Consider the following 25,728-nt stretch of genomic DNA (forward strand, 5'->3'; position numbering starts at 1 on the left):
ATTGCGGGTGAAAAATGAAATTCCTGGTGATAAGGAGTGGGCGCTGCTCATTTTTTTTCTCTCTCTGTTAAACCGCAAGTTTCATCAGTGCTGCCTGAGTCGCATCGGCCGCCGAAAGCTCGCCGGCCAACTGCCCGTCGCGAAACACCAATATGCGATCGCTCATGCCGATAATTTCCGAAAGCTCGGAGGAAACCATGATGATCCCTTTGTTTTGCAAGGCGAACTCCGACATAAATCGGTAGATCTCTTTCTTGGCGCCGACGTCGATGCCGCGCGTCGGCTCGTCGAGCAGCAAAACCTCCGGATCCAGCAGCGCCCAACGGCCCAGCACCACTTTTTGCTGGTTGCCGCCGCTCAGGTTACCCACGGGTTGTTCGCCATCGTGGGTTTTAACGTTGAAGCGCTGGATCATGTCGCGGGTTCGCGCCTGCTCCCGTTTCTCGCTGACAAACCCCATCCGGCTGATGCCGGCAAAAGAGGCGATATTGATGTTTTCACTGACGGAACGGCACAGCACTAGGCCGGTTTCCTTGCGATCTTCCGTCACGTAGGCAATACCGCTGTCGATGGCCTTGCGCGGAGAATGGCGGTTCAGCGTCTTGTCACCCAAGCGGATCGTGCCGCTGTCGGCATGCTGAATGCCGAAGATAAGATCGAGAAACTCGCTGCGGCCCGATCCCACCAGGCCGTAGATGCCCAGGATCTCACCGTGCTTAAGCTGCAGGCTGATATCCTTTATCTTGCTGCGCCAACACAGGCCGTTGACCTCCAACAAGACCTCTTCACCGGGCTGATTGAATTTGGCGAACTCGCTGTCGTACTCGCCGCCAATAATGTGTTCGATCAGCTGCTCACGGGTAATGTCAGCGATATAGCCTTCATGGATATAGGCGCCGTCGCGGAAAATGGTGTAGCTGTCCGCGATTTGGAATATCTCTGACAAACGGTGGGAGACGTAGATAATGCCTTTACCTTTCGCCGCCAGTTGCTGAAGCGTCTGAAAGATTTTTTGCGCATCCTCCTCGCCAATCGCCGAGGTGGGTTCATCCATGATGATGATGTCGGCATTGGCATGCGACAGCGCTTTGGCGATCTCGACCAACTGTTGCTCGGCGACGCTCAGGTTGCGCATTTTCTCTCGGGCGTCGATCTTGAAATCGAGTTCCTTGAGCAAGCTGGTGGTGCGTTGATTGAGCGTCGCGAAATCGACGAACCCTAGGCGTCTCGGCTCGCGGCCCAGCCAAATGTTTTCGGCCACCGTCAGATCCGGGATCGCGCTCAGTTCCTGCTGCACGATGGCGATGCCGGCGTTGAGGGCTTCCCGGGGATGATGAAATTCACAGCGTTGGCCATTGATAAAAATGTCGCCGCCATCGGGTTGAATAAAGCCCATCAGAATGCTGAGAAAGGTGGATTTACCCGCGCCGTTGCCACCGCACAGGGCATGGATGGATCCACGCCGCAGGCAAAACTCCGCATTCTTGAGGGCCACGACCGGGCCAAAAGCTTTCCTGACGCCGCTGACCTCCAGCAGGTAGGCGGGCGCTTGCGTCTGGGGATCTCGCGTCACAGTTGCACCTCCGGATAGGTCTGCTGCAAGCGTTGCAGGTACCGTTGATAAAGCGTCTCGTATTGCGCCTGTCTGCCGGCATGTGGCCGTGTGCGCGTGGTCTCATCCAGCGCAACGAAACGTCGGCACAGTTCGGCCAGCAACGCGCCGGCGTTCCACTGCGGATCGTCGGCCAACGTCGTCGCCCACATCGCCTGAATGGCGCCGCCCAGCGCGGCGGTCTCTTTGGCTTTCAGACAGACTACCGGGCACCCCATCACGTCCGCGACGATTTGTCGCCAGGCGGCGCTGCGGGCGCCGCCGCCGGTGAGGCGGATCTCGCGCGCTTCGATGCCCTGACGGCGAAACAGCTCGGTGCCATAGCGCAACCCATACGTAGCGCTTTCGACTACCGCCAGGCAGAGATTGGCACGGGTAAAATTGTCGCTATCGAGGTTATGCAGACTGGCGCGCGCGTGGGGCAACGGCGGAACACGTTCGCCATTGAAGAACGGCAGCATCTCGACACCGCCTGCACCGGGCGCGGCCTGCGTCAACAAAGCGTTAAAGCCGGCAAGGTCTTCGTCCAGCAGCGTTTGTACCGCAGTGGTGGCCGAGGTGACATTCATGGTGCAAATCAATGGCAGCCACCCATTGGTGCTGGAGCAGAAGCCGGCAATCATGTCCGATTCCGCCGTGACGGGGGCGGCAGACCAGGCGAATAGCGTACCGGAGGTGCCCAGACTCAGGGTAAGGGTGCCGGCCTCGATGTTGCCGGAACCGATGGCCGCCATCATGTTGTCGCCGCCGCCGGTCGATACCCGAACTGCCGGGCCGAGGCCGAGTTTTTCCGCGGCGGCGGGGCGCACCGTGCCGATGCAGCACTCCGCGCTTTTGAGCGGCGGCAGAGCCTGCCACAGGCGGCCGCTGTCGTCGATGAGATCGACCGCGGTTTTGCTCCAGCGACGGGTGCGTACATCGAACAACCCGGTGCCGGAAGCGTCGCCATATTCCGCTACGCGCTCCCCGGTCAGCCAGAAGTTCAAATAATCATGAGGCAACAACACGGTGTGCAGTTTTGCCCAGAGCGCCGGATGGTGTGTTTTGAACCAAAGGATTTTTGACGCGGTATAACCGGTGGCGATCCGCAGGCCGAGTGTTTCCAGCGAGCCGTTGGCTCCGCCGAGCTGTTGCAGGAGCCGTTCGTTTTCCTCTGCGGTTTCGGTATCGCACCACAGCTTGACGCTGTGCAGCACGTTGCCGTCTGCGTCCAGTGGCACAAACCCATGTTGTTGGCCCGAGACCCCCAGAGCATGAATCTCCCGTGCATCAACGCCGGCGTTAGTCACGGCTTGGCGAAAAGCGATGACTAACGCCTCAATCCACCAGTCGGCCTCTTGTTCGCGCCGGCCATTGGCTTGGCTGATGAGACGGTGAGGGGCGTTGCCCTCACCGAGGATCACGCCCTGTGTGCTGTCGACAATCACGACTTTCGTGCCTTGCGTACCGCAGTCTATGCCAGCATAGAGCGCCATAGGATCACTCCATTTCCAGCATGATTTTGATGTCCGAGGCATGTCCTGCCGCCGCGCGCTCGAAAGCGGCTACGCTGTCGGAAAACTTGTAGGTTTGGCTTATCAACGGCTGGACGCGCAATTTGCCGCTGCTCAACAGCCGCAGCGTGCGCGGGTACATGTTGGCGTAGCGGAAAATGGTCTTGAAGGTGATTTCCTTGGCCTGCGCGGCGACGATATCCATCGGCGCGGCATCGATCGGCATGCCGACCAGCACGGCGGTCGCCCCGGGCGCCGCATGCTCGGCCAGCGTAGCGATAGCCGGTTTGGCGCCGCTGCATTCAAACACGACATCGGCGCCATTGCCGCTGGTGAGCGCGGCCACTTTCCCCGCCAGGTCGCCGGTTTTGATATTGACGGCGTGCAGCCCCTCATAACTGGCCGCCACGGCGAGTTTTTCGTCAAACAGGTCGCAGATAATGACGTCCGAACAGCCGCCCGCCAGCGCCGCGAGGGCGGTGACCACGCCGATCGGCCCGGCGCCGATCACCAGTGCGATATCGCCGGGTTTGATCCCGGCTTTGGTGGCCGCTTGCATGCCGATGGCTAAGGGTTCCACCATGGCGCCCTCAGCGAAACTGACGTTGTCCGGCAATTTGAACGTGAAGGCGGCGGGGTGGATGACGGTTTCGCGCAGGCAGCCGTGCACCGGTGGCGTCGCCCAGAAGCGAACGGCGGGATCCAGATTGTAAATCCCGGCGCGCGTCTGCGCCGAGTTGAGATCGGGAATGCCGGGCTCCATGCAAACGCGATCGCCGATGCTGAGGTGAGTGACGTTTTTACCGGTCGCGAGCACCACGCCGGCGGCTTCATGGCCGAGCACCATCGGGGCGTTAACCACGAACGGGCCAATGCGGCCATGTTGGTAATAGTGCACATCGCTGCCGCAGATGCCCACGGAATGAATTTTTATCTGCACATCATCGGGCCCCAGCGTTTCGGCAAGCTGGACGTCCTCGATAGCGATTTCCCCCGCTTTGGCCAACACTAATGCTTTCATATTGCCTCCTGGTGAATCATTTTTATGGTAACGATATCATTTCAATGCGGCGATAGTGGGCTAAAGCGGGGGGTTAAACTGTGATCGATGTTGGAATTACTCGACGGGAGTTAATTTTGCTGGTGGGTTGTTATTCAATATAGGGATGAAGATCACAAAATCGGCGATGCAATGACGGTTTTAATATCAGCATGCTGATATCGATACCGTTACTTTGCAGGGGAAATGATGAACAAACAACAACGTGCCATAGCCGCTACGCTGGAATACTTGCGTGAGGCGGACATTGTTTTGACTGAGGAAGAACAGCAACGTATTGAAATTGCGACGTTTGGCTTGGCTGACTATCCCGTCTCAGGGCTGCAGCTGCTGACCTATGTCAACTCACCTCGGTATTGCGCGAAAGAGCTGGTGCTGTTTCCTGGTCAGACTTGCCCGGAACATTTACATCCTCCCTTTGCCGGCACACCCGGCAAGCAAGAGACGTTCCGTTGCCGTTGGGGAGAGGTGTTTTTGTTTGTCGATGATGAAAACCTGACGCTTAATGATGCCGGCGGCGAACCGGTATGTCGGGTGCCAGAGGGCGCAGAACCTTGGTACACCTGCAATCGCTATATTCTCTTGCGGCCTGGCGAACAATACACCATCGCCCCCAATACCCGGCACTGGTTTCAGGCGGGGAAGCGGGGTGCGGTGGTGTCCGAGTTTTCTTCCGAGAGCCGTGACGAGCTGGATATCTTTACCGATCCCCGGATTAACCGCCTGGCAGGCGTAAACCATTAGCGCCACGATGGAAGTTCTGTCATGATGTTGCCAATGGTACAAAATGATACTTTAAGCTAAGGAGCTGCATTTGGCAGTGGGTCGAGGACGGAAAGCGACGCTGGCTAGCGTGGCCGCACAGGCAAACGTCAGTAAAATCACCGCGTCGCGGGCATTTTCACAGCCGGACAAGGTTCATCCGGAAACGCTGCGCCGCATTCGGGAGACGGCTGCCGAACTCGGCTATGTGGTCAATGCCGCGGCGCGCAACCTGCGGGCGAAAAGCAGCAGAACCATTGGCATCGTCAACCCGGATATGGCCAACCCGTTCTTTGGCGGCCTGACACGCCTGATGACGCTTGAAGCGCAAAAAATGGGGTACGACACCCTGGTGTTCGACTCCTATGAGTCTCAGGAAAGCGAAGACAGAATCATCGACAAACTGATTGGCTACAACGTCGATGCGATCATTCTCTCGGTCATTTCCAACGATCATCTGTACCAGCCTTCCTATCTAAAACGGTTGGAAACATTGAATATCCCGGTGGTGCTGATCGACCGGGAACTGGACAATCGCCACTGCAGCGGCGTGTATATCGATAACCTGGACTGCGGTCTCCAGGCGGGGCGCTGGCTTTTGGAACAGAAAGCGCAGCGGGTGGTGGTGGTGTCCGGACCGGAGAACTCCAACGTTGCACGGGACAGGGTCACAGGGCTGCAGGCGGCGTTGCAAGGGAAAGTGGCGTCGTTTGAAGTGCTGTATGCCGATTTCTTTATGGACGTCGCCTGGCAAGAGACGAGCCGCTGGCTGGCCAATCACCGCGCGCCGGACTTTTTCGTCGGCTGCAATAACCAGATCTCCCTTGGTATCATCAAGGCCTGTATCGAACATCGGCTGCCGTTGATGCAGGACGTGTCGCTGTTCAGCATCGATGAGGTTTCGCATGCCGAGATCTACGGTTTCCATTTCCCTTGCGTGTCGCATGATTTGCAAGAGATCGCCTGGCAAGCCTTGAATCTGGCGATCCGTCGTATTGCCGACCCCGAGATCAAACCGGGCAAAGTGGTGGTACGGGGAAAACTCGTTATATAACGGCAGGTGCAACCTTTATGGGGAGGCTTTGGCTCACTCGTTCCGGGCGTTAGTTTGCGCCCAGTCCAAACAGCGTTGCCGCATTGCGATCCAAAATGGCGTTCATCTTTTCTTCGGGTAATCCCGCGCGCCGGATGTAGTCCACCGTGGTTTGAAACAGCTCGCCCGGCTGGAACGGGAAATCCGTGCCGAACAGCAACCGCTCGGTGCCGAACGTCGCTGCTGCCGCTTGCAGCGCGGGCACCTGATCGTGGCCTACCGTGTCGTACCACATGCGCAGGGCGGCGCGGCTTGGCGGTTCCGGCGTGTTCGGCGCCTCCCACGCGACGGTTTGGTCAAGGCGTTCCAGCGTCATCGGCAGCAGGCCGCCCAGGTGCGGCACAATGATTTTCATCTCAGGAAAGCGTTGGGGGATGCCGTTGAGGATAAAGTGCATGGCGGCGACTGTGTCTTCGATCGGCGCGCCGATCGACCAGGTCAAGGCGTAATCGGCGATGAGCGGCGAGTGCGCGCCGCGGCCGGCGGGATGAATGGCCAGCACGCTGCGGCGGCGATTGAGTTCCTGATAGAGCGGCTCGAACAGCGGGTTGGCGATAGACAGCCCGAGCACCGAGGTGGTGATGCAGGCGCCCAGCATATTGAGCTGGGTAAAGGCCCTTTCAAGCTCGCGTAACGCAGCGTCGATATGCGGCAGCGGCAAGGAAGCGATAGCCCGAAAACGGGTGGGATAACGCGCTACCAGCTCCGCATATTCATCATTGATCCGGCGCGCGGCCTCTACGGCGGCCTGTTCGTCTTCCAGATGCGGCGACAGCGGCGTCGCAGACAGGATTTGCATGTCGATGCCGGCGTTGTCCAGCAGGGCGAAACGCGCGTCGAGTTCGCGTTCGGTGCGGCCGGCGCCCAGGTGCCGATAGGCGGCAACGTCGTGTACGCCATGCGCTTGCAAAAGATCCAGATACTCCGTGCTCCACAGGTGAGCGTGTACGTCGAGTCGCATCGGTCGATCTCCAGAGTTCGCGGCGATGCCGCGGGTTCAGGAGAGTATAGGCAGGCGGCGTGACGTCCCCTGGCGAGAGAGCATTTTTTCTACCGACGGGTTAGGGTGAGAGCACGCATTGATCCGGGAGCGGCGCGCCGCTCCCGATCAGGCAACGTGCAGCAGGTCAGAACACCTGTTTGAACGGTTTCACCGTCACGTCGGCGTAGACGCCGGCGGCGATATAAGGATCCTGCTGCGCCCAGGCCTGAGCTTGCGCCAGCGAGGCGAATTCGGCGATCACCGTCGAACCGGTAAAGCCGGCGGCGCCGGGATCGTTGCTGTCGATGGCCGGGTTAGGGCCGGCGACCACCAGGCGACCGGCGTCACGCAGCGCCTGCAGGCGCGCCAGGTGTGCCGGGCGCACCGCCAGACGGTTTTCCAACGAGTTGGGGACGTCTTGCGCGTAGATCAGATAAAGCATGTTTCACCTTTAAAATCATGGCTATAAAACGGTGTTACCAAGGTAGCGCAAAAGGCGCGGCAGGGGAACGGTGCGCGGCGAATTTCCCCGCGGATTGGCGCTTATGCCTTGAAGCCGCTACTTTTTATTCGTATAGTGCGGCGCGCTTAAACTGATATGCCATTGAGGTGAGGATATGACGGAACTGGTAAGGGAAAAACTCGATTTGCCTGCGGGCAAAAGCAAACTGCTGCTGCATTCGTGCTGCGCGCCCTGTTCCGGCGAGGTGATGGAAGCGATCCAGGCCTCCGGGATCGAGTACGCCATTTTCTTCTATAACCCCAACATTCACCCGCAAAAAGAGTATCTGCTGCGCAAGGAAGAGAACATCCGTTTCGCCGAGCAGCACGGGGTGCCGATCATTGATGCCGATTACGACACCGACAACTGGTTCGCCCGCGCCAAGGGGATGGAGAATGAGCCGGAGCGCGGTATTCGTTGCACCATGTGTTTTGACATGCGTTTCGAGCGCACGGCGCTGTATGCGCATGAGCACGGTTACGACACCATCTCCAGCTCGCTGGGCATTTCGCGCTGGAAGAATATGCAGCAGATCACCGACTGCGGCATCCGGGCGGCGGAAAAGTATCCCGATCTGGTGTACTGGGATTACAACTGGCGCAAGAAGGGCGGTTCGTCGCGCATGATAGAGATCAGCAAGCGCGAACGCTTCTATCAGCAGGAATACTGCGGCTGCGTCTATTCGCTGCGCGACACCAACCTGCACCGTAAGGCGCAAGGGCGACCGCTGATCAAACTGGGCGTGCTTTACTATGGTGATGAAGAATAGCGCTGACTCACCGCAATTAACCCGCTCCGGCGGGTTTTTTACTTTTTGACGCCTGGCCAAACGTTAATGAAGCGTGTCGCCCCGGCGGTAAAAAAGCAACGGCCAGGTTAATATCCTTATGAGTTTGCTGGTTTTAGCCGCGCATACTGACGATTAAAGCGATAGTTTGCCTTTCGTTATTGAATATGATTGCTATTTGCATTTAAACTTGGCGAACCAGAGGAAACAGAATCATTATGCCGCTAAAAAAGATGTTCCTTAATCGCCGTATATCCGTGCCTTTCGTCTTGTCCGTAGGCCTGCACAGCGCCCTGGTGGCGGGATTGCTTTACGCTTCGGTAAACGAAGTGGTGGAGCTGCCGAAGCCAGAGGACGCGCCGATCAGCGTCATGATGGTCAATACCGCCACGATGGCCGAACCGCCTCCGCCGGCGCCGGCCGAGCCGGCGCCGCCGCAGGTCGAACCTGAGCCGGAGCCAGAACCGGAACCTATTGTGGAGCCGCCGCCGAAGGCGATCGTGAAGCCGGAGCCGGTCAAGCCGAAACCAAAACCTAAGCCGAAGCCAAAGGTCGAAAAACAGGTCAAACCGGAGCCGAAAAAAGTCGAGCCGCGCGAACCGTCACCGTTCAACAACGATTCGCCGGCCAAGCCGATCGACAAAGCGCCGGTGAAACAGGCGCCTGCCGCGCCGGTGCAGGGCAATTCGCGCGAGGTCGTGCCGAAGGCGTTGGTGCAGTCCAAACCGATGTATCCGCCGCGCGCGCTGGCCTTACAGATTGAAGGCAGTGTTAGGGTCCAGTTTGATGTCGACAGCGATGGTCGCTTGAGTAACGTGCGTATCTTGTCGGCCGAACCGCGCAATATGTTCGAGCGCGAAGTGAAGCAGGCGCTACGCAAATGGCGCTATGAAGCCAAAGAAGCGAAAGACCTCATCGTCAACATTCGCTTCAAGCTGGATGGCTCGACCGAATTGAACTGAGGTAGATCTGGCGACAGATATCAAGCGTGTTGATCGTTTGTCGCTTCATCTGACTACCGTCCTTGACTTCCTCGCCCGATGCCTGGGCGAGGAAGCTATCCAGACCTGATAATTCACGTTGATTGTTTTACGTGGACGTCCTCTTTTTTCCTACCGCAATGCCAAATTTATCCTCATAAATATTCGCAATCTGCCGGCAAACTTCACCGTTCTCATAGCAATACTTTTACATGCCTGTTGAAAAACATTCATTTTCATCAGGTTATGAGTTTTTTTGACATGGATACGCAGGTTTTAAATTTATTCCTGTCGTGATTATGCGCCAAGTCTGTGTAAAAAATAATCAATAGTAAACGTGTAATATTTAATTCAGGTTTACAATGGAGGGGTGATTTGCTTGAATGCGGAGCGAGATTTGTCACTACGCCCGCTAAGCCGACGACCACTGCATTGTTCGTCGGTGAGCGAGGGAAGGTGCGGTCTCAAACAGCCACTCAGATCAGTGAAGTCTCCGTTAATCTGTGTGACAGAACGGGGGCTGTCTGATGGGGCTGTCACTGCGAATAACATCAGGATGAAAATATGAGCTGGACGATTGATAAAGTGAAAGTGCTGTTTAATAAGCCTTTGTTGGATTTGCTCTATGATGCGCAAAAGGTGCATCGTCAACATTTTGATCCGCTGGAAATACAAATGAGCACTTTGCTGTCTGTTAAAACAGGAGGGTGCCCAGAGGACTGCAAATATTGTTCGCAAAGCGCAAGGTATAAAACAGGATTGCGGGCAGAAAAGTTGTTGCAGGTAGAAAAAGTCTTACAGTCAGCCCGTACAGCGAAAGAGGCTGGCTCCTCGAGATTTTGCATGGGAGCGGCCTGGAGTAATCCTCACGAACGCGATATGCCTTATTTGGAGGAGATGGTCAGAGGGGTTAAGGCGTTGGGGTTGGAAACCTGCATGACGCTGGGAAAACTGACTGATTCTCAGGTCGAGCGATTGGCTAACGTTGGCTTAGACTACTATAGCCACAATCTGGATACCTCTCCCGAATATTATGGCAGCATCATCACAACCCGCACTTATCAGGATAGATTAACGACGATCGATAAAGTCAGGGCGGCTGGCATCAAGGTCTGCTCCGGTGGAATATTGGGTCTAGGTGAAAGTAACCTAGACCGGATTGGTCTGCTTTTGCAATTGGCAAACCTTTCTAAAGCGCCGGAAAGTGTGCCCATTAACATGCTGGTCAAGGTGGCGGGCACCCCCCTGGAAGACAGTGAGCCGGTGGATGCCTTTGACTATATCCGCGTCATTGCCGTTGCCAGAATCATGATGCCGACCTCCTACGTGCGCATCGCGGCAGGGCGCGAGAAAATGAATGAGCAAATGCAGGCCATGTGTTTTATGGCGGGGGCCAATTCAATTTTCTATGGATGCAAATTGTTAACGGCAACGAATCCCGATGAGGATCAGGATATGAAATTGATACGGAAGTTGGGTCTGAAAACACAAAAAGTGCACCAATCACTGACAGACGAGGAAGAGGGCGCTTCATTGCTGAAAGACGTAATGACTATGGATGATGAGAAGTATTATCAGGTTATTTGATGCGGCATTTAAATATGCCCACGGATAAAGCGGCAAGCCAACAGCAGTATGCTGTTGGCTTCAATCATCTTATTCTTCGAAACCGACGCGGAAATTCATTTTGCCCTCAGGCAGCGCGCGCGAGTTGCCTTCTGCATCGACCGCCACATAGGTGAACACCGCTTCGGTCGCCCGGTAACGCTGGCCGATCGGGGCGGAAGAAACTTTCTTTACCCACACTTCAATATTGATGGTGATCGAGCTACGCCCGGTGCGGATACAGTGCGCATAGCAGCAAACCACGTCGCCTACCGCCACCGGTTTCAGGAAGGTCATGCCGTCTACGCGCACCGTCACCACGCGCCCTTCGGCGATCTCTTTTGCCTGGATGGCGCCGCCGATATCCATTTGCGACATCAGCCAGCCGCCGAAGATATCACCGTTAGCATTGGTATCGGCCGGCATCGCCAGCGTGCGCAGCACCAGCTCGCCGCTGGGTAAAGGTCGTTGTTGTGTCATAGCAGTCTGCTTTTAAAAGGAAGGGATAACATCATACTGCCCGCGGCAAATGCCGCAGGCATTAACAATTTTGTAACTATTTTGTTTCTTCTGCCGGTACGTGCCGGTATTTGTAACTATTTTTTCTGTTCTTCCGGCATGTGCCGGTAAATATAGATACCGCTGAGGAGGGTGAAGACCAGCGTCAGTACCGTCAGGCCAAAGACTTTGAAATTGACCCAGACGCTTTGCGGCAGCCAGAAGGCGACATAGATGTTCGCCAGGCCGCAGGCCAGGAAGAAGATCGCCCAGGCCAGGTTAAGGTTGCTCCACACTTTGTCCGGCAGCGTCAGCTCTTTACCCAGCATGCGCTGAACCAGCGGTTTTTTGAGTACCCATTGGCTGATCAGCAGCGCCAGCGCGAACAGCGCGTAAATCACCGTGACCTTCCATTTGATGAACAAATCGTTGTGGAACACCAGCGTCAGGGTGCCGAATACCAGCACCATCAGGAAGGTGATCAACGTCATCTTCTCGACCTTGCGGTATTTCACCCAGGTGAACACCAGCGCCAGCGCGGTGGCGACAATTAACGCGCCGGAAGCAACGTAAATGTCGTACAGCTTGTAAAACGCGAAAAAGACAATTAACGGGAGGAAATCAAGAAACTGCTTCATAAATCAATCCATCATCTGTTCATCGGCCGACTATACCGGATTCGGCGAGCTCTGTGTACCGCCGGGCGTTGCCGATTATCGGCGTTTAGCCGGCGGATTTCTGCCGCGAAAGCAGGAATTTGCATAAACTTACGCTAGAAAGAGCCGGCACATTGCCAGCGCGGGCCGCAGGCCGCATAGTAAGTGTCATAATAACCAGATAATTTACCGCGGAAAACAAGCATGCAGTGGAAATCTCTCCAGGCCCTGACGCCTGGTTTGACGCATTTATTGGGCTATCAACGCAGTTGGCTCAAGCCGGATATTCGCGCCGGCCTTTCCGTCGCCGCCGTCGCCCTACCGGTGGCCATCGCCTACGCCGAACTGGCCGGGGTTAGCCCGGTGGTGGGGCTCTATTCCTGTATCTTGCCGATGATGGCCTACGCGCTGTTCGGCTCGTCGCGCCAGCTGATCGTCGGGCCCGACGCTGCCACCTGCGCGGTGATCGCCGCCGTGGTGACGCCGCTGGCAGCGGGCAATATGGAACGCCATTGGCAACTGACCATTATGATGACCGCCATGATGGGCGGCTGGTGCCTGCTGGCCAGCCGGTTCAAGCTGGGGGCGCTGGCGGATTTGCTGTCGCGGCCGATCCTCAGTGGGCTGCTGAACGGGGTGGCGATCACCATTATTGTCGATCAGATCGGCAAGGTGTTAGGGTTTACGATGCGCCCGGCACAGCTGATCGAGCGCATCTACGCGCTGCCCGGTAACCTGCTGCACAGCGACTGGCTGACGATGGCGGTGTCGTTGCTGACGCTGGTGACGCTGCTCGGATTTAAAAAATGGCGGCCTAACTGGCCGGCGCCGCTGTTCGCTATCGTGCTGGCGGCGTTCGTGACCTGGGCGGGCGGCCTGCAGCAGCATGGCGTGGTGACGGTGGGCGGTTTCAGCGGCGTGCTGCCGATCGTCCAGTGGCCGGACTTCCAGCCCGGTTTGCTGCGCGACATGGTGATCCCGGCGCTTAACCTGGCGGTGGTGAGTTTTGTCAGCATGATGCTCACCGCCCGCAGCTTCGCCGCCAAAAACGGTTATGAGGTGAACGCCGACGCCGAGTTTCGCGCGCTGGGGCTGGTGAATATCGTCTCTGCGCTGTCGCAAGGTTTCGCCATCAGCGGCGCGGATTCGCGCACCGCGGTGAATGATGCCAACGGCGGCAAGAGCCAACTGGTGTCGATCATCGCCGCCGCGGTCATTGCCTTTGTCTTGCTGTTCCTGATGGCGCCGCTGCAGTTTATTCCGGTGGCCGGGTTGGGCGTGGTGCTGATGTATGCGGCCTGGTCGCTGCTGGATATCCGCGGCATCTGGATCTTGCGCCGTCGCAACGCGCAGGCGTTTCGCCTGGCGCTGTTTACCTTCCTCAGCGTGCTGCTGGTGGGGGTGATCAGCGGCATCGGGCTGGCGGTGTTGCTGGGGCTGATGCAGTTTCTGCGTACCGTCTTTCGGCCGACGGAACAACTGCTGGGCGTCAACGATGAAGGCATGATCCACTCCATGGGCAACAACAATGGGGTGAAGGCGGTGCCTGGCGTCATGATGTATCGCTTCAATTCGCCGCTGACCTATTTCAACGTGGCGTATTTCAAACGCCGTATTCTCAATTTGGTCGACGGCACGCCGTTCCAGCCACGTTGGGTGGTGGTGGATGCGGTGGCCAGTTTCACCCACGCCGATATCAGCGTGCTGGCGGCCATCGACGAACTGAAACGCGACCTGTTACAGCGTAACGTAAGGCTGGTGCTGGCGGGGCGCCGCACCGAGCTGACGCGTTGGTTCCGCATCAACCGCTTAGGGCGCGACAAAGAGCTGATTTTGGTGCCGGACCTGTATCTGGCCCTGAAGCTGATTCAGAGTAAGGAGCAGGCGGAAGCCGCCGTGGTGGGGTAAACAAAAAAAGGGGCGCGCCGAAGCGTGCCCCTTGGTTTTTGCTTGCGCCGGCGTTAGCCGCGCAGCAGCATGTACAGACGGAACAGGTAGATCAGCAGCAGAGCAGACACCAGGTTGCTCAACGCGGTCAGTACCACGCTGGCGACGTTCGGCGTCAGTACCGACAGATGGCTCACCAAAAACAGCACCAGCAGCTTGGCCGCCAGCCACAGCATCATCGCCGGCACCAGCACGCGCGCATTGGCGAAGGCTAATTTGCTGCTCAGCTTGAGCGAAGCGAAGACGCCTTTTTTGTCGACGGAGGCGATCACCGGCGCCAGTGCGAAGGCGATAGCCATCAGCACGCCCGGCACCACAAACAGCGTCAGGCCAAGTTGGATCAGCAGGGTGCAGATAAACAGCAGCAACAACAGGCGCGGCAGATCGGGCGCCGAAGCGCCGAGCGCGCGCAGGGCGCTGGTGCGTTGCCCTTGCGACACCAGACGGATCAGCGTCAGCATCCCGCCGACCAGCAGCACGTTGCCGACCAGCGCGGAGAAGGTGGCGGCCGCCGACACTTTCAGCAACACCATCTGCTGTTCCGGCGTCATCTGCTGGATCACTTCCTGAATGCCCATGCCGGTAGAGGAAGCGAAATCGCTGGTGGTGGCAGCGAGCGTCGCCAACTGTTCGGCATCGGGGCTGAAGGCCTGATTCAGCAGCACGGAGATAAACGCCGTCAACAGCGCCAGCATCAGGATGCTGGCCAGTTGATTGCGTAAAAAGTTAAAACTGTCACGGTACAAAGCGTTGGCCGTGATAGGCATGCAGACTCCTTGGCGTCGGGAAAACAGAGATAAATCAGTGGGTGATTGTACCCTGTTCCACGCCGCTGTGGCACCCCGCGAATTGCACTACGCCTATTTCTTCAACGATCGTCGTCTCAGGCAGCGATAGCGGCAAGGGCACCGGCAAGGGGGGCAGGCCGTAGCGTTCCCGGGCGCGATCGCAGGCTTCGTTACGCAGGCCGTTTTCACCGGACTGATCGAACTCTCTGCACGGGCTGGGTCGATTGAGGTAGATCGAGCAGGACACGGCTTTGCCGATCTCGCCGTCCAGCGCGGTGCAGCGGGGGGACTTGCTGTTGGTCCCCTGCATGCAGCGCAGGAACGGGCTCAAAGGCTCCGTCAGGGAAAGGGGGACGGTGCCGCCGCCGTCTTCGGCTTCGGCCCAATAGAATGACACTCGAAAATAACCGCAGCATGCGCCGCAGCTGACACAGGGATTAAGGATTTCGCTCATCTTGATTGCCCGCCGACTCCTCACGGCACCAACCAAAACCAACACGGAAAATGAAATTACCTCAGCCGCATTTTTCTCCGCAACTGAAATTTGAACATGTAGATAATTTGCAACAAAATCGTTTTTTTGATGCAGATCAATCCTTGATTTATTAGACGGTTAGGTAACCTTGTTTTTAGTGGGATTTTAAATTTTTACACATAAGATGTGATCTCGATGGGATCACAAATACCCGAAAGTAGGTATATTCCCCCTCGAGCGATTAACCACACAAATGGAATGGATAATGAAAAAGACAACTCTGATGGTATTGGCGACGATGATGGCGCCTATGTTGGCAAGTGCGCATCAGGCCGGTGATTTCCTGTTCCGCGCGGGAACCGCGACCGTGCGTCCAAATGCGGGTTCAGACAACGTACTGGGGTTGGGCTCGCTGGATGCGAAAAACAACACCCAGCTCGGTCTGACCTTCGGTTACATGGTGACGGACAACATCGGCGTTGAGTTGTTGGCCGCAACGCCATTCCGCCACAAGGTGACGCTGGGCGGTACCGATCTGGCGACCGTTCACCAACTGCCGCCTACGCTGATGGCGCAATACTACTTCGGCGACAAGCAGGACAAACTGCGTCCTTACCTGGGCGTTGGCGTTAACTACACCACCTTCTTCGACGAGAAGTTCAACGACTACGGCAAAAGCGCCGGGTTGAGCGACCTCGATCTGAAAGATTCCTGGGGCGTGGCGGCGCAGGCCGGCCTGGATTACAACCTGGATGAGCACTGGATGCTGAACATGTCGGTGTGGTGGATGAACATCGAAACCAAAACTCGCTTCAACGATGCGAATGGTGGGCACCATAGCTTCGATACGCGTCTGGATCCGTGGGTGTTCATGTTCGGGGCGGGTTACCGCTTCTGATGAAGGCTTCAAGCAGGGAGGCGTTGCGCCTCCCTGTGTCAGTATTATTTAATCTGCATCACGTTTTCAACAGATTTCACGCCGGCTACGCCGCGTGTGACCTGCACCGCACGGTTGGCGTCATCGCTGGACGTCACGAAGCCGCTCAGCTGTACGCGCCCTTTAAAGGTTTCCACGCTAATCTCGCGTGACTTGATGTTTTTATCCGCCAGCAACGCCGATTTCACTTTGGTGGTGACCACGGTGTCATCGATATAACCGCCTGTTCCCTCTGATTTTGCCGTCGGCGCGCAAGCGCTCACCGCGACCGCCACAACGGCTGCCATGCACAAGGCCGAAAGGGTTTTAAACAGCTTCATAAATTACTCTCCATGCAATGTTATGGTTGAAATTCGCTACGGTTTTTCGCCGCAGCGAGCGCATTCCCCAAATCAAACGAAGAAATGCATAGCGAACAAAGTTCATTGTGAGACAAGACTGGGTTTTGTTCAAATTTTTGCTGTAAATAAATGGAACAAACTTTGAGGGGAAACAAGCTGTTAAAGCGAGCGCCGGCAGGGCGCTCGCTAAAGAGGATCACGCCCGGGTGGCGCGCTTCATATTGCTGACAAAGGCCGCCAGCTTAGTCAGCATCTCCGCCGGGTTGGCATGGTGCTGTTCGATGATTTTGACGATTGCCGAGCCGGAGATCGCGCCGGCGGCCCCGGCCTGCAGCGCCGCCTTCACCTGCTCGGGTTCGGAGATGCCGAAGCCCTGCAGCGGCGGCGCGGCGTGATACTCGCGCAGCTTGTTCACCAGGTGATGCAACGGCAGCCGCGCTCGGCTTTCGGTGCCGGTGACGCCGGCGCGCGACAGCAGGTAGGTGTAGCCGCGGCCGTGCGACGCGATTTCACGCAGCAGATCGTCATCGGCGTTCGGCGGGCAGATGAAGATCGGTGCGATACCGTGGCGAATGGCCGCGGCGCGGAACGGCGCAGACTCTTCAAACGGCACGTCGGCGACCAGCACCGAATCCACGCCCACTTCGGCGCAGCGTTGGTAAAACGCATCGATGCCTTTATGGAACACCAGATTGGCGTACATCAGCAGCCCAATGGGAATGGTCGGGTGCTTCTGGCGGATGGCCGCCAGCATCTCGAAGCACTGGGTCGGCGTGACGCCGGCGGCGAAAGCGCGCAGCGTCGCGCTCTGGATAGTGGGGCCATCCGCCAGCGGATCGGAGAAGGGGATGCCCAACTCCAGCGCGTCCGCACCGGCTTCGATCAGGGTGTCGATAATCTGCAGCGATAGCGTCGGATTGGGATCGCCTAACGTCACGAACGGGACGAAGGCGCCTTCCTTGCTGCTTTCCAGACGCGTGAACAGTTGCTGATAACGTTCCATCAGATTTCTCCCCGAGCTTTCAAAATGTCGTGAACGGTAAATATGTCTTTGTCGCCGCGGCCGGACAGGTTGACCACCAAGATTTGCTCTTTCTGCGGCGTTTCACGGATCATTCTCAGCGCGTGCGCCAGGGCGTGTGAGGATTCCAGCGCCGGGATAATGCCTTCATGGCGCGACAGCGCCTTGAACGCTTCCAGCGCTTCGTCGTCGGTGATCGACACGTATTCGGCGCGGCCGGTGCTGTTCAGGTAGGCGTGCTGCGGCCCGACGGACGGGAAGTCCAGCCCGGCGGAAATCGAATAGGACTCTTCAATCTGGCCTTCGTCGGTCTGCATCATCGGCGCCTTCATGCCGAAGTAGATGCCGACGTGGCCGTGCTTGAGCGGCGCGCCGTGCTGACCGGTTTCGATACCCAGGCCGGCAGGTTCCACGCCGATAAGCCCAACGTCGGCGTCATCGATAAAATCGGCGAACATGCCGATGGCGTTGGAGCCGCCGCCGACGCAGGCGATGACCGCATCCGGCAGGCGGCCTTCGCGCTCCAGCACCTGCGCTTTGGTTTCTTCGCCGATCATGCGCTGGAATTCACGCACGATAGTCGGGTACGGATGCGGGCCGGCGGCGGTGCCGAGCATATAGTGCGCGGTTTCATAGCTGCCGGACCAGTCGCGCAACGCTTCGTTGCAGGCGTCTTTCAGGGTGGCGGAGCCGCTGTGCACCGGGATCACTTCCGCGCCCATCAGCCGCATGCGGAACACGTTCGGCGACTGGCGCTCGACGTCTTTGGCGCCCATATAGATGCGGCATTTCAGGCCGAGCAGCGCGCAGGCCAGCGCCGACGCGACGCCGTGTTGGCCTGCGCCGGTTTCCGCGATGATCTCGGTTTTGCCCATGCGCTTGGCCAGCAACGCCTGGCCCAGCACCTGGTTTGTCTTGTGTGCGCCGCCGTGCAGCAGGTCTTCACGCTTCAGATAAAGCTTGGTGTTGCTGCCGGCGGTGAGGTTTTTGCACAGCGTCAGCGCCGTCGGGCGGCCTGCGTAGTTCTTTAGCAGATCGATGAATTCCGCCTGAAACGCCGGATCGCGCTGAGCGCTGACAAAGGCTTCTTCCAGTTGTTTCAGGGCCGGCATCAGAATTTGCGGCACATACTGGCCACCAAATTCGCCGAAGTAGGGGTTAAGCAGCGTCATGAGAGTTCCCGTTATTATCCGTTATTAATGTTGAGCCGTATTCAGTAGGCGCGCAGGGTCTGGAAGACCGAGGCCAGGCGCGCGGGATCTTTGATGCCCGGTTCGCTTTCCACGCCGGAGTTGAAGTCCAGCCCGGCGCAGCCGAGCTTGGCCGCTTCGACGCAGTTGTCGGCGCGCAGGCCGCCCGCCAGCATCACGTTAGTCAGATCTTCGTCTTGCAATACCGACCAGTCGAAGCGTTGGCCGGTGCCACCGGCACCGTTGTCGAGCAGGTAGCGATCGACATACTGCAAATCGCGCGCCGGCACCCGATCTTTCACGCTCAGCGCTTTCCAGATGCGGCAATCGGCCGGCAAGCGGGCGCGCAGGGCGCTGATATAGGCCTGGTCTTCCGCGCCGTGTAATTGCACCGCGTGCAGACCGAGGCGCTCAACGGTCAACGCCACGGTCTCGACCTGGGCGTCGCAGAATACGCCGACGTACTTCAGCGGCGCGCCGGAAATCACTTCGCGGGCGCGGGTGATATCCACGTAGCGCGGGGAGCGGCCGACGAAAATCAGCCCGCCGTAGATGGCGCCCGCCTGATACGCGGCGGCGGCGTCCTGTGGGCGGGTCAGGCCGCACACTTTGTTGTCGCCCAGGATCACGCGGCGCACGGCGGCGCGCAGATCGGGTTCAGACATCAGCGCGCTGCCGATCAGAAAGCCGTTGGCGTAATGGCTCAGCTCGCGGATCTGCCCGTAGTTGTTGATGCCCGACTCGCTGATCACCGTTACGCCATGCGGCACGCGCGGCGCCAGCTCACGGGTGCGGTTCAGGTCGATGCTCAGATCGCGCAGATCGCGGTTATTGATGCCGACCACGCGCGCTTCCAGCGCGATCGCACGCTGCAGCTCTTCTTCACTGATCACTTCGGTCAGCACGCCCATATTGAGGCTGTGGGCCACCGCGGCCAGCTGGCGGTACTGCTCGTCGGTTAACACCGACAGCATCAGCAGAATGGCGTCGGCCTGATAGTAGCGCGCCAGGTAAATCTGATACGGGTCGACGATAAAGTCTTTGCACAATACCGGCTGGCTGACGGTCTTACTGACCAGCGGCAGGAAATCGAAGCTGCCCTGGAAGTATTTCTCGTCGGTCAGCACCGAGATCGCCGAGGCGAAATCTTTATAGACCGTGGCGATCTCCACCGGATCAAAGCTCTCGCGAATCAGCCCCTTGGAAGGCGAGGCCTTCTTGCATTCGAGAATGAAAGCCGTCCGGGTGCCCTGCAGCGCGTGGTAGAAGCTGCGTTCGCTCGGTACGATGTCATTCTGAAAGCCGGCCAGGGGCTGTTGCTGTTGTCGCGCCGCGATCCATTGCGCTTTGTCGCGGACAATCTTGTGTAGCACGGTTTCCTGCATCATTTATCCTCTTGCCGCCAGTGCGATGACACGCTCATAGGCCTGCCCGCTGTTGATCATATCCAGTGCCTGCCGCGCATTTTGGCGCAGGTCTTCATGTCCGAATAACTTCAGAAGCAACGCGACGTTGGCCGCGACCGCCGCGGCGTGCGCCGGCTCGCCTTTACCTTGTAACAGCCGCGCCAAAATGTCACGGTTTTCTTCCGGCGTGCCGCCCAGCAAGGCTTCCAGCGGATAGGTTTCCAATCCGAAGGACTGCGGCGTGAGCTGGTAGCTGCTGATTTCGCCGTTGTTCAATTCCGCTACGTGCGTCGGGGCGTGGATCGCCACCTCGTCCATGCCGCCGCCGTGAACCACCGCCGCACGTTGATAACCCAGCACGCGCAGGGTTTCGGCAATCGGCAGCACCAGTTCCGGGCTGTATACGCCGATCAGCGCCAGCGGCGGACGCGCCGGGTTAATCAGCGGGCCCAGCACGTTGAACAGCGTGCGGGTCTTCAGCTGCTGGCGCACCGGCATGGCGTGGCGAAAACCGGTGTGGTACTGCGGCGCGAACAGGAAGCACACGCCGAGGTCGTCCAGCGCCTTGCGCGCTTCTTCCGCCGGCAGATCCAGACGGATGCCGAACGCCGCCAGCAGATCCGAAGAGCCGGAACGGCTGGAGACGCTGCGGTTGCCGTGTTTGGCGATTTTCGCGCCGCACGCCGCCGCCACAAAGGCGCTGGCGGTGGAAATATTGATGCTGTTGGTGCCGTCGCCGCCGGTGCCGACGATATCGGCGAACGGGTAGTCAGGGCGCGGAAACGGCTGAGCGTCGTCCAGCAGCGCTTTGGCGGCGCCGGCGATCTCTTCCGGGCGCTCGCCGCGGACTTTCATGCTGATCAACGCCGCCGCCAGTTGGCTAGGTTCCAGTTCGCCGCGTACGATGGCGCTGAACAGCTGTTGGCTTTCCTGCTGGCTCATCGACTCGGCGCGGTACAGTTTCTCAAGAATAGGTTGCATCGTCGTGTTCCTTATATTACTTCGCCAGCGCCCAGGCGAGGGTCTGCTCAAGCAGGCGCGCGCCATGGGTGGTCAGAATCGATTCCGGGTGGAACTGGAAGCCGCACACGCGGCGGTGGTCGTCGCGCACCGCCATCACCATCTCGCCGAAATGGGCGTTGACGGTGAGATCGGCCGGGATGTTGCTGCCGACCAGCGAGTGGTAGCGCGCCACCGGCAGCGGGTTGGCCATGCCGGCGAACATGCCTTCGCCATCGTGAGCGATCGCCGAGGCTTTGCCGTGCAGGATCTCACCCGCCTGGCCGACCTGGCCGCCGTAGGCTTCGACGATCGCCTGGTGGCCGAGGCAGATGCCGATAATCGGCAGCCGGCCGCGCAGGCGCTGCAGCAGTTCCGGCATGCAGCCCGCTTCGGACGGCGTGCCGGGGCCGGGCGACAGCATCAGTACCGGCTGAGTCATGTGCTCCAGGCGTTCGATGATCACCTCGGCGGCGATCTGGTTACGGTAAATCACCACCTGGTGGCCGCTGGCGCGCAGCTGATCGACCAGGTTGTAAGTAAAGGAGTCGACGTTGTCGAGCAACAGGATATCGGCCATCAGAACACCTCCTTGGCATGGTGCGCAGTGGCGATGGCGCGCAGCACGGCACGGGCTTTGTTGCGGGTTTCGTCGGCTTCCGCCTGCGGGATGGAATCCAGTACCACACCGGCGCCGGCCTGCACGGTGGCGATGCCGTCTTCAACGTAGGCAGAGCGAATGACGATGCAGGTATCCAGATCGCCGGTGGCGGTGAAGTAGCCCACCGCGCCGCCGTAGCTGCCGCGGCGCGTGCCTTCTGAGGCGGCGATCAGCTGCATCGCCCGCACTTTCGGCGCGCCGCTGAGGGTGCCCATGTTCATGCAGGCCTGATAGGCGTGCAGCACGTCGAGATCGGCGCGCAGGGTGCCCACCACGCGGGAAACCAGGTGCATGACGAACGAATAGCGATCCACCTTGGTCAGGTCGGCCACGTAGCGGCTGCCGGCCTGGCAGATGCGTGCCAGATCGTTGCGCGCCAGATCGACCAGCATCAGGTGCTCGGCCAGCTCTTTGTGGTCGGTGCGCATTTCCAGCTCAATGCGGCTGTCGAGATCCAGATCCAGCGAACCATCGGCACGGCGTCCGCGCGGGCGGGTGCCGGCGATCGGGTAGATTTCGATCTGGCGATTGCCCGCGTCGTATTTCAGCGCGCTCTCCGGCGAAGCGCCGAACAGGGTGAAGTCATCATCCTGCATGAAGAACATGTACGGGCTGGGGTTGTTGTCTTTCAACGTCTGGTAGGCCGCCAGCGGCGCCGGGCACGGCAGGGTGAAGCGGCGCGACGGCACCACCTGGAAAATCTCGCCCTGGCGGATCGCTTCCTGCAGCTCGCTGACCACCGCGCCGTACTCTTCGTCGCTCTGGTTACAGCTCAGCTGCATGTTTTCCAGCGTTTGGTGCGGGATCGGCTGCGGGGTTTGTTGCAACTCGGCCTGAAGTTGTTCCAGACGTTGCTGCAAACGCTGCGCTTCACTCGCTTGTTCACTGAAGACGCTGGCCTGCAGACGGGCCGTACCGCGTTGGTGATCAAGCACCAACAGCGTTTCAGCCAGATAGAAGCAGAAGTCCGGGCAGCGCTGATCCTGGCGCAGTGCCGGCAGGTCTTCGAAACCGGCGACCAAATCGTAGGCGAACAGGCCGCCCAGCATCACGGCTTCGCGCTCGTCCGCCGGTGAGTCCACCAGGGTCAGCAGCGTACGCAGCGCGTCGAACACCGACAGTGAGCGCAGGCGGGCATCTTCGTCCTGCACCGCGTCGATCGCCGGGAAGGTCAGCTCGCGGCCGTTGGGGCGTGCCTGGTTGCGTACCTCAGGCGGCAGCGCTTCGTCCAGCAGCGGCAGCAGCGCCGCGCCGTTGGCGGTCAGTGCCTGCACGCTGACGGTGTGGCCCAGTGCGGTAATGCGCAGCGCGCTGTCGATCACCAGCAGGCTCTGCAGATTCTGTTTGCTGTTGATTTCCGCCGATTCCAGCAGCAGGGTGGCCGGACGGGCGCCGCACAGCTGGTGGAAAAGGGTGGTGGGGTCGCCCCGGTAGCTGGCTTGCGCCTTCAGCAATGTCAGTTGTGGTTTGGTGTTCATCATCGGTGGTTCCAGTGAATTCTGTCCATAAAAAAGCCCGCATCAAGTGCGGGCTCAGGAAATCTGCATTGTCAGATGACAGCTATGCGCGATTACACCGCCCGCAAGAGGGAGGTACGCCACCAACCGTGAAGAGAAATATAGTTGTTCATTTGCCGACTCTCTCTGTTAACGCTCATCTGACACGGCCGTTGCCGTGAACTTGTGTACTAGTTAACTGGTTCGTGGCGGCAAAGTCAACCCTCTTTTTGCACAATGTTTTAGCGGCCAGGGTGAATTCTATTCATCATCCGCCTGGCGCCTGCGGCCAGGGCAGAATAGATTTCCGTCCGGCCGTCGATCGCGGGTATGATAGAAAACCAAGCCATTGCCGGATAGCCGTTTTGACAGACAGTAACCCCCCATCCACCGCTTTTACTCTGTACGATCTCCACAGCCACACGACCGCCTCCGACGGTTACCTGACGCCGACGCAGCTGGTACTGCGGGCGGTCGAGATGCGTGTAGGCGTGCTGGCGATCACCGATCACGATACCACCGCCGGATTGGCCGAGGCCGCCGCGGCCATTGCGGAGCAGGCGTTGCCGTTGCGGTTGGTCAACGGGGTTGAAATCTCGACGCTGTGGGAAAATCATGAAATTCATATCGTTGGGTTGGGCATGGACGTCACGCATCCGGCGCTGGTGGCACTGTTGGCGGAACAAACCGAACGCCGCAACTGGCGGGCGCAGGAGATTGGCGTGCGCCTGGGTAAAGCGCGGATCCCTGACGCCTATGCCGGCGCGCAACGGCTGGCGGGCGCCGGCGCGGTCACCCGCGGCCATTTCGCCCGTTACCTGGTGGAGCTTGGCGTGGCGAACAACATGGCGCAGGTGTTCAAGAAATACTTGGCCAAGGGCAAAACCGGCTACGTGCCGCCGCAGTGGTGTACAATAGAACAAGCCATTGATGCGATTCATCAATCGGGCGGTCAGGCGGTGATGGCGCATCCCGGCCGTTACGATCTGACCGCGAAGTGGTTGAAACGTTTACTGGCGCATTTCGCCGAACACGGCGGCGACGCCATGGAAGTGGCGCAGTGTCAGCAGGCGCCGCATGAGCGCGCGCAGCTGGCGAAATACGCGCAGGACTACCACCTGTTGGCCTCGCAAGGCTCTGATTTCCATCAACCTTGTTCGTGGATCGAACTGGGGCGCAAGCTGTGGCTGCCGGGCGGTGTCGAGCCAGTGTGGCGCGATTGGCCGCAACCGGGCCAGGCGGTCTGATTTTACGCGCGTGGCAACGCGCGCGGGCATCATTTTAGGAGCAAGTCATGAGTCAGCTTTTTTATATTCATCCGGACAACCCGCAGCCGCGTTTGATTAACCAGGCGGTCGACGTGCTACGCAAGGGCGGAGTGATCGTTTATCCCACCGATTCCGGCTATGCGTTGGGTTGCATGCTGGAAGAGAAGGCGGCGATGGAGCGCATTTGCCGCATCCGTCAACTGGACGGCAACCACAACTTTACCCTGATGTGCCGCGATCTGTCCGAATTATCGACCTATGCGCACGTCGATAACACGGCCTTCCGCCTGATCAAAAACAATACGCCGGGCCACTACACGTTCATTCTGAAGGCGACCAAAGAAGTGCCGCGCCGCCTGATGAATGAAAAGCGTAAAACTATCGGCCTGCGCGTGCCCTCAAACCCGATCGCGCTGGCGCTATTGGAGGCGTTGAACGAACCGATGATGTCCACCACCCTGATGCTGCCGGGCAATGATTTTGCCGAGTCCGATCCGGAAGAGATCAGCGATCATTTGGGCAAGGTGGTCGATCTGGTGATCCACGGCGGCTTCCTCGGCCAACAGCCGACTACGGTTATCGATCTGACCGAATCCACGCCGGAAGTGGTGCGCGAAGGGGCGGGCGACGCGGCGCCTTTCCGCTGATGTAAAAGGTTGCCACCTTGCCCATTGTCTGAAAATCGGCTGAAGCGAGGCTATTTCGCGTGAAAGCCGCTATTCTTGATTACTTCAGAATTGATAATGGGCAGGATGCGCAGCAATGATTAAACAGGTTTCTTTTTTAGCGGCCTTATTATTTTCCTCAATGGCAAATGCGGGTTTTTATTCAGGCAGCGGTTTGCTGGCGGAATCCGGCGGTTACGTAAAAAATAAAAGCGGTGAAGCCACCGTGGCCGAAGCGCTGAATGGTGGCATGTTTATGGGATACGTCGCCGGCGTATTCGATACCTATTCTATGCAGGGCAATCGCAATATCTGTCCGGCTGCCGGGATGAGCATCGGTGTCGCCGCCGACGCGGTGATGAAGTATTTGAACGAGCACCCAGAGCAACTGCATTATTCCGCTCCGTCGGTGATCATGCTGGCATTAAGCGCTGCCTATCCCTGCGTGCGCCATTAAGTTCCCGTTCCAATTAGTGCGCATTTTTTCATAAGATGCGCTCGGGG

At 58.6% G+C, this 25,728-nt stretch carries 24 protein-coding genes, 1 pseudogene and 1 other annotated feature; of the genes and pseudogenes, 10 read left to right on the forward strand and 15 right to left on the reverse strand.

Features of this window, described 5'->3' with window-relative positions; translation table 11 throughout:
- Nucleotides 1-67 precede the first annotated feature (67 nt).
- Genes ACJ8J5_RS04550 through ACJ8J5_RS04560 form a run of 3 tightly spaced genes read right to left on the reverse strand, consistent with a single transcriptional unit; the run spans nucleotide 68 to nucleotide 4,126 of the window.
- Complete coding sequence (locus ACJ8J5_RS04550) at nucleotides 68-1,573, reverse strand: sugar ABC transporter ATP-binding protein (RefSeq protein ID WP_060447755.1); 1,506 nt, start codon at nucleotides 1,571-1,573, stop codon at nucleotides 68-70.
- Nucleotides 1,570-3,087, reverse strand: a complete 1,518-nt coding sequence (gene xylB, locus ACJ8J5_RS04555; RefSeq protein WP_414104442.1) for a xylulokinase — start codon at nucleotides 3,085-3,087, stop codon at nucleotides 1,570-1,572. The genes ACJ8J5_RS04550 and xylB overlap by 4 nt, the downstream gene beginning before the upstream one ends.
- Before the next feature lie 4 nt (nucleotides 3,088-3,091).
- The gene (locus tag ACJ8J5_RS04560) at nucleotides 3,092-4,126 is read right to left on the reverse strand and encodes an NAD(P)-dependent alcohol dehydrogenase (protein WP_060447753.1); all 1,035 of its coding nucleotides are present in this window, start codon (nucleotides 4,124-4,126) and stop codon (nucleotides 3,092-3,094) included.
- Nucleotides 4,127-4,354: 228 nt separating this feature from the next.
- Between ACJ8J5_RS04560 and ACJ8J5_RS04565 the strand changes: the two genes are divergently transcribed.
- Both ACJ8J5_RS04565 and ACJ8J5_RS04570 read left to right on the forward strand, forming a co-directional pair.
- Nucleotides 4,355-4,909 (forward strand): D-lyxose/D-mannose family sugar isomerase, encoded by a 555-nt coding sequence (locus ACJ8J5_RS04565; RefSeq protein WP_025303061.1) that lies wholly within the window; start codon nucleotides 4,355-4,357, stop codon nucleotides 4,907-4,909.
- A gap of 70 nt (nucleotides 4,910-4,979) precedes the next feature.
- Complete coding sequence (locus tag ACJ8J5_RS04570) at nucleotides 4,980-5,981, forward strand: LacI family DNA-binding transcriptional regulator (RefSeq protein WP_141968469.1); 1,002 nt, start codon at nucleotides 4,980-4,982, stop codon at nucleotides 5,979-5,981.
- Between the two features lie 49 nt (nucleotides 5,982-6,030).
- Here the strand turns inward: ACJ8J5_RS04570 and ACJ8J5_RS04575 are convergent, their stop codons facing one another.
- A complete protein-coding gene (locus tag ACJ8J5_RS04575) occupies nucleotides 6,031-6,981 on the reverse strand; it encodes an amidohydrolase family protein (RefSeq protein WP_197834390.1) in 951 nt (316 codons plus the stop codon).
- A 166-nt stretch (nucleotides 6,982-7,147) separates the two neighbouring features.
- Nucleotides 7,148-7,444, reverse strand: a complete 297-nt coding sequence (locus ACJ8J5_RS04580) for a YciI family protein (protein ID WP_060433188.1) — start codon at nucleotides 7,442-7,444, stop codon at nucleotides 7,148-7,150.
- 175 nt (nucleotides 7,445-7,619) lie between these two features.
- Here ACJ8J5_RS04580 and ACJ8J5_RS04585 point away from each other — a divergent pair, with 175 nt between their 5' ends.
- The 3 genes from ACJ8J5_RS04585 to bioB all read left to right on the forward strand — a co-directional run bounded on the left by ACJ8J5_RS04585 (nucleotide 7,620) and on the right by bioB (nucleotide 10,858).
- Complete coding sequence (locus ACJ8J5_RS04585; protein ID WP_025303057.1) at nucleotides 7,620-8,273, forward strand: epoxyqueuosine reductase QueH; 654 nt, start codon at nucleotides 7,620-7,622, stop codon at nucleotides 8,271-8,273.
- 236 nt (nucleotides 8,274-8,509) lie between these two features.
- The gene (gene tonB / locus ACJ8J5_RS04590; protein ID WP_414104443.1) at nucleotides 8,510-9,253 is read left to right on the forward strand and encodes a TonB system transport protein TonB; all 744 of its coding nucleotides are present in this window, start codon (nucleotides 8,510-8,512) and stop codon (nucleotides 9,251-9,253) included.
- A gap of 582 nt (nucleotides 9,254-9,835) precedes the next feature.
- Nucleotides 9,836-10,858, forward strand: coding sequence for a biotin synthase BioB (gene bioB, locus ACJ8J5_RS04595; RefSeq protein ID WP_043142490.1), 1,023 nt, complete (start codon nucleotides 9,836-9,838; stop codon nucleotides 10,856-10,858).
- Nucleotides 10,859-10,927: 69 nt separating this feature from the next.
- Here bioB and yciA read toward each other — a convergent pair whose 3' ends face one another.
- Both yciA and ACJ8J5_RS04605 read right to left on the reverse strand, forming a co-directional pair.
- Nucleotides 10,928-11,356: an acyl-CoA thioester hydrolase YciA gene (yciA, locus tag ACJ8J5_RS04600; protein ID WP_004932085.1), complete on the reverse strand. Its 429-nt coding sequence runs from the start codon at nucleotides 11,354-11,356 to the stop codon at nucleotides 10,928-10,930.
- Nucleotides 11,357-11,472: 116 nt separating this feature from the next.
- Nucleotides 11,473-12,012: a septation protein A gene (locus ACJ8J5_RS04605; protein WP_016927511.1), complete on the reverse strand. Its 540-nt coding sequence runs from the start codon at nucleotides 12,010-12,012 to the stop codon at nucleotides 11,473-11,475.
- A 222-nt stretch (nucleotides 12,013-12,234) separates the two neighbouring features.
- On the opposite strand from ACJ8J5_RS04605, the gene ACJ8J5_RS04610 reads away from it, so the two are divergent.
- Complete coding sequence (locus ACJ8J5_RS04610) at nucleotides 12,235-13,938, forward strand: SulP family inorganic anion transporter (protein ID WP_025303055.1); 1,704 nt, start codon at nucleotides 12,235-12,237, stop codon at nucleotides 13,936-13,938.
- 53 nt (nucleotides 13,939-13,991) lie between these two features.
- Here the strand turns inward: ACJ8J5_RS04610 and ACJ8J5_RS04615 are convergent, their stop codons facing one another.
- Together ACJ8J5_RS04615 and ACJ8J5_RS04620 are read right to left on the reverse strand one after the other, a co-directional pair.
- A complete protein-coding gene (locus tag ACJ8J5_RS04615) occupies nucleotides 13,992-14,744 on the reverse strand; it encodes a YciC family protein (protein WP_016927513.1) in 753 nt (250 codons plus the stop codon).
- Between the two features lie 34 nt (nucleotides 14,745-14,778).
- Complete coding sequence (locus tag ACJ8J5_RS04620; protein WP_025303054.1) at nucleotides 14,779-15,219, reverse strand: YkgJ family cysteine cluster protein; 441 nt, start codon at nucleotides 15,217-15,219, stop codon at nucleotides 14,779-14,781.
- A gap of 286 nt (nucleotides 15,220-15,505) precedes the next feature.
- Here ACJ8J5_RS04620 and ompW point away from each other — a divergent pair, with 286 nt between their 5' ends.
- Nucleotides 15,506-16,138, forward strand: coding sequence for an outer membrane protein OmpW (ompW, locus tag ACJ8J5_RS04625; protein ID WP_016927514.1), 633 nt, complete (start codon nucleotides 15,506-15,508; stop codon nucleotides 16,136-16,138).
- 44 nt (nucleotides 16,139-16,182) lie between these two features.
- Here ompW and ACJ8J5_RS04630 read toward each other — a convergent pair whose 3' ends face one another.
- The 6 genes and pseudogenes from ACJ8J5_RS04630 to ACJ8J5_RS04655 form a co-directional block, all read right to left on the reverse strand.
- Entirely contained in the window at nucleotides 16,183-16,497 is a 315-nt protein-coding gene (locus ACJ8J5_RS04630) for a BON domain-containing protein (protein ID WP_025303053.1), read from the reverse strand.
- Between the two features lie 217 nt (nucleotides 16,498-16,714).
- Nucleotides 16,715-17,521, reverse strand: coding sequence for a tryptophan synthase subunit alpha (trpA, locus tag ACJ8J5_RS04635; RefSeq protein WP_414104445.1), 807 nt, complete (start codon nucleotides 17,519-17,521; stop codon nucleotides 16,715-16,717).
- Nucleotides 17,521-18,711 (reverse strand): tryptophan synthase subunit beta, encoded by a 1,191-nt coding sequence (trpB, locus tag ACJ8J5_RS04640; protein WP_025303051.1) that lies wholly within the window; start codon nucleotides 18,709-18,711, stop codon nucleotides 17,521-17,523. Before trpB ends, trpA begins: the two co-directional genes overlap by 1 nt.
- Before the next feature lie 41 nt (nucleotides 18,712-18,752).
- On the reverse strand, nucleotides 18,753-20,114 hold the full coding sequence (trpCF, locus tag ACJ8J5_RS04645; protein WP_099817284.1) for a bifunctional indole-3-glycerol-phosphate synthase TrpC/phosphoribosylanthranilate isomerase TrpF: 1,362 nt from the start codon (nucleotides 20,112-20,114) through the stop codon (nucleotides 18,753-18,755).
- 3 nt (nucleotides 20,115-20,117) lie between these two features.
- Nucleotides 20,118-21,714, reverse strand: a pseudogene (gene trpD / locus ACJ8J5_RS04650) (bifunctional anthranilate synthase glutamate amidotransferase component TrpG/anthranilate phosphoribosyltransferase TrpD).
- Nucleotides 21,714-23,276, reverse strand: a complete 1,563-nt coding sequence (locus tag ACJ8J5_RS04655) for an anthranilate synthase component 1 (protein ID WP_025303047.1) — start codon at nucleotides 23,274-23,276, stop codon at nucleotides 21,714-21,716. The pseudogene trpD and the gene ACJ8J5_RS04655 overlap by 1 nt, the downstream one beginning before the upstream one ends.
- A 24-nt stretch (nucleotides 23,277-23,300) precedes the next feature.
- Nucleotides 23,301-23,404: a sequence feature (Trp leader region), on the reverse strand.
- Nucleotides 23,405-23,656: 252 nt separating this feature from the next.
- Here ACJ8J5_RS04655 and rnm point away from each other — a divergent pair.
- The 3 genes from rnm (at nucleotide 23,657) to ACJ8J5_RS04670 (ending at nucleotide 25,681) form a co-directional block, all read left to right on the forward strand.
- Nucleotides 23,657-24,538: an RNase RNM gene (gene rnm, locus ACJ8J5_RS04660; protein WP_049205503.1), complete on the forward strand. Its 882-nt coding sequence runs from the start codon at nucleotides 23,657-23,659 to the stop codon at nucleotides 24,536-24,538.
- A 47-nt stretch (nucleotides 24,539-24,585) separates the two neighbouring features.
- Nucleotides 24,586-25,206 (forward strand): L-threonylcarbamoyladenylate synthase, encoded by a 621-nt coding sequence (locus ACJ8J5_RS04665; protein ID WP_025303045.1) that lies wholly within the window; start codon nucleotides 24,586-24,588, stop codon nucleotides 25,204-25,206.
- 115 nt (nucleotides 25,207-25,321) lie between these two features.
- The gene (locus tag ACJ8J5_RS04670) at nucleotides 25,322-25,681 is read left to right on the forward strand and encodes a Rap1a/Tai family immunity protein (protein ID WP_025303044.1); all 360 of its coding nucleotides are present in this window, start codon (nucleotides 25,322-25,324) and stop codon (nucleotides 25,679-25,681) included.
- The last annotated feature ends 47 nt before the right edge of the window (nucleotides 25,682-25,728 follow it).

The sequence above is a fragment of the Serratia sp. CY43202 genome (assembly GCF_052168755.1).
Classification (GTDB): domain Bacteria; phylum Pseudomonadota; class Gammaproteobacteria; order Enterobacterales; family Enterobacteriaceae; genus Serratia; species Serratia bockelmannii.

Excerpts from the sequence above, each read along its gene's own strand:
- xylB (WP_414104442.1), bottom strand. The coding sequence starts at position 3,087 with ATGGCGCTCTATGCTGGCATAGACTGCGGTACGCAAGGCACGAAAGTC.
- ACJ8J5_RS04560 (WP_060447753.1), bottom strand. The coding sequence starts at position 4,126 with ATGAAAGCATTAGTGTTGGCCAAAGCGGGGGAAATCGCTATCGAGGAC.
- ACJ8J5_RS04565 (WP_025303061.1), top strand. The coding sequence starts at position 4,355 with ATGAACAAACAACAACGTGCCATAGCCGCTACGCTGGAATACTTGCGT.
- ACJ8J5_RS04575 (WP_197834390.1), bottom strand. The coding sequence starts at position 6,981 with ATGCGACTCGACGTACACGCTCACCTGTGGAGCACGGAGTATCTGGAT.
- ACJ8J5_RS04580 (WP_060433188.1), bottom strand. The coding sequence starts at position 7,444 with ATGCTTTATCTGATCTACGCGCAAGACGTCCCCAACTCGTTGGAAAAC.
- ACJ8J5_RS04585 (WP_025303057.1), top strand. The coding sequence starts at position 7,620 with ATGACGGAACTGGTAAGGGAAAAACTCGATTTGCCTGCGGGCAAAAGC.
- tonB (WP_414104443.1), top strand. The coding sequence starts at position 8,510 with ATGCCGCTAAAAAAGATGTTCCTTAATCGCCGTATATCCGTGCCTTTC.
- bioB (WP_043142490.1), top strand. The coding sequence starts at position 9,836 with ATGAGCTGGACGATTGATAAAGTGAAAGTGCTGTTTAATAAGCCTTTG.
- yciA (WP_004932085.1), bottom strand. The coding sequence starts at position 11,356 with ATGACACAACAACGACCTTTACCCAGCGGCGAGCTGGTGCTGCGCACG.
- ACJ8J5_RS04605 (WP_016927511.1), bottom strand. The coding sequence starts at position 12,012 with ATGAAGCAGTTTCTTGATTTCCTCCCGTTAATTGTCTTTTTCGCGTTT.
- ACJ8J5_RS04610 (WP_025303055.1), top strand. The coding sequence starts at position 12,235 with ATGCAGTGGAAATCTCTCCAGGCCCTGACGCCTGGTTTGACGCATTTA.
- ACJ8J5_RS04615 (WP_016927513.1), bottom strand. The coding sequence starts at position 14,744 with ATGCCTATCACGGCCAACGCTTTGTACCGTGACAGTTTTAACTTTTTA.
- ACJ8J5_RS04620 (WP_025303054.1), bottom strand. The coding sequence starts at position 15,219 with ATGAGCGAAATCCTTAATCCCTGTGTCAGCTGCGGCGCATGCTGCGGT.
- ompW (WP_016927514.1), top strand. The coding sequence starts at position 15,506 with ATGAAAAAGACAACTCTGATGGTATTGGCGACGATGATGGCGCCTATG.
- ACJ8J5_RS04630 (WP_025303053.1), bottom strand. The coding sequence starts at position 16,497 with ATGAAGCTGTTTAAAACCCTTTCGGCCTTGTGCATGGCAGCCGTTGTG.
- trpA (WP_414104445.1), bottom strand. The coding sequence starts at position 17,521 with ATGGAACGTTATCAGCAACTGTTCACGCGTCTGGAAAGCAGCAAGGAA.
- trpB (WP_025303051.1), bottom strand. The coding sequence starts at position 18,711 with ATGACGCTGCTTAACCCCTACTTCGGCGAATTTGGTGGCCAGTATGTG.
- trpCF (WP_099817284.1), bottom strand. The coding sequence starts at position 20,114 with ATGCAGGAAACCGTGCTACACAAGATTGTCCGCGACAAAGCGCAATGG.
- ACJ8J5_RS04655 (WP_025303047.1), bottom strand. The coding sequence starts at position 23,276 with ATGATGAACACCAAACCACAACTGACATTGCTGAAGGCGCAAGCCAGC.
- ACJ8J5_RS04665 (WP_025303045.1), top strand. The coding sequence starts at position 24,586 with ATGAGTCAGCTTTTTTATATTCATCCGGACAACCCGCAGCCGCGTTTG.
- ACJ8J5_RS04670 (WP_025303044.1), top strand. The coding sequence starts at position 25,322 with ATGATTAAACAGGTTTCTTTTTTAGCGGCCTTATTATTTTCCTCAATG.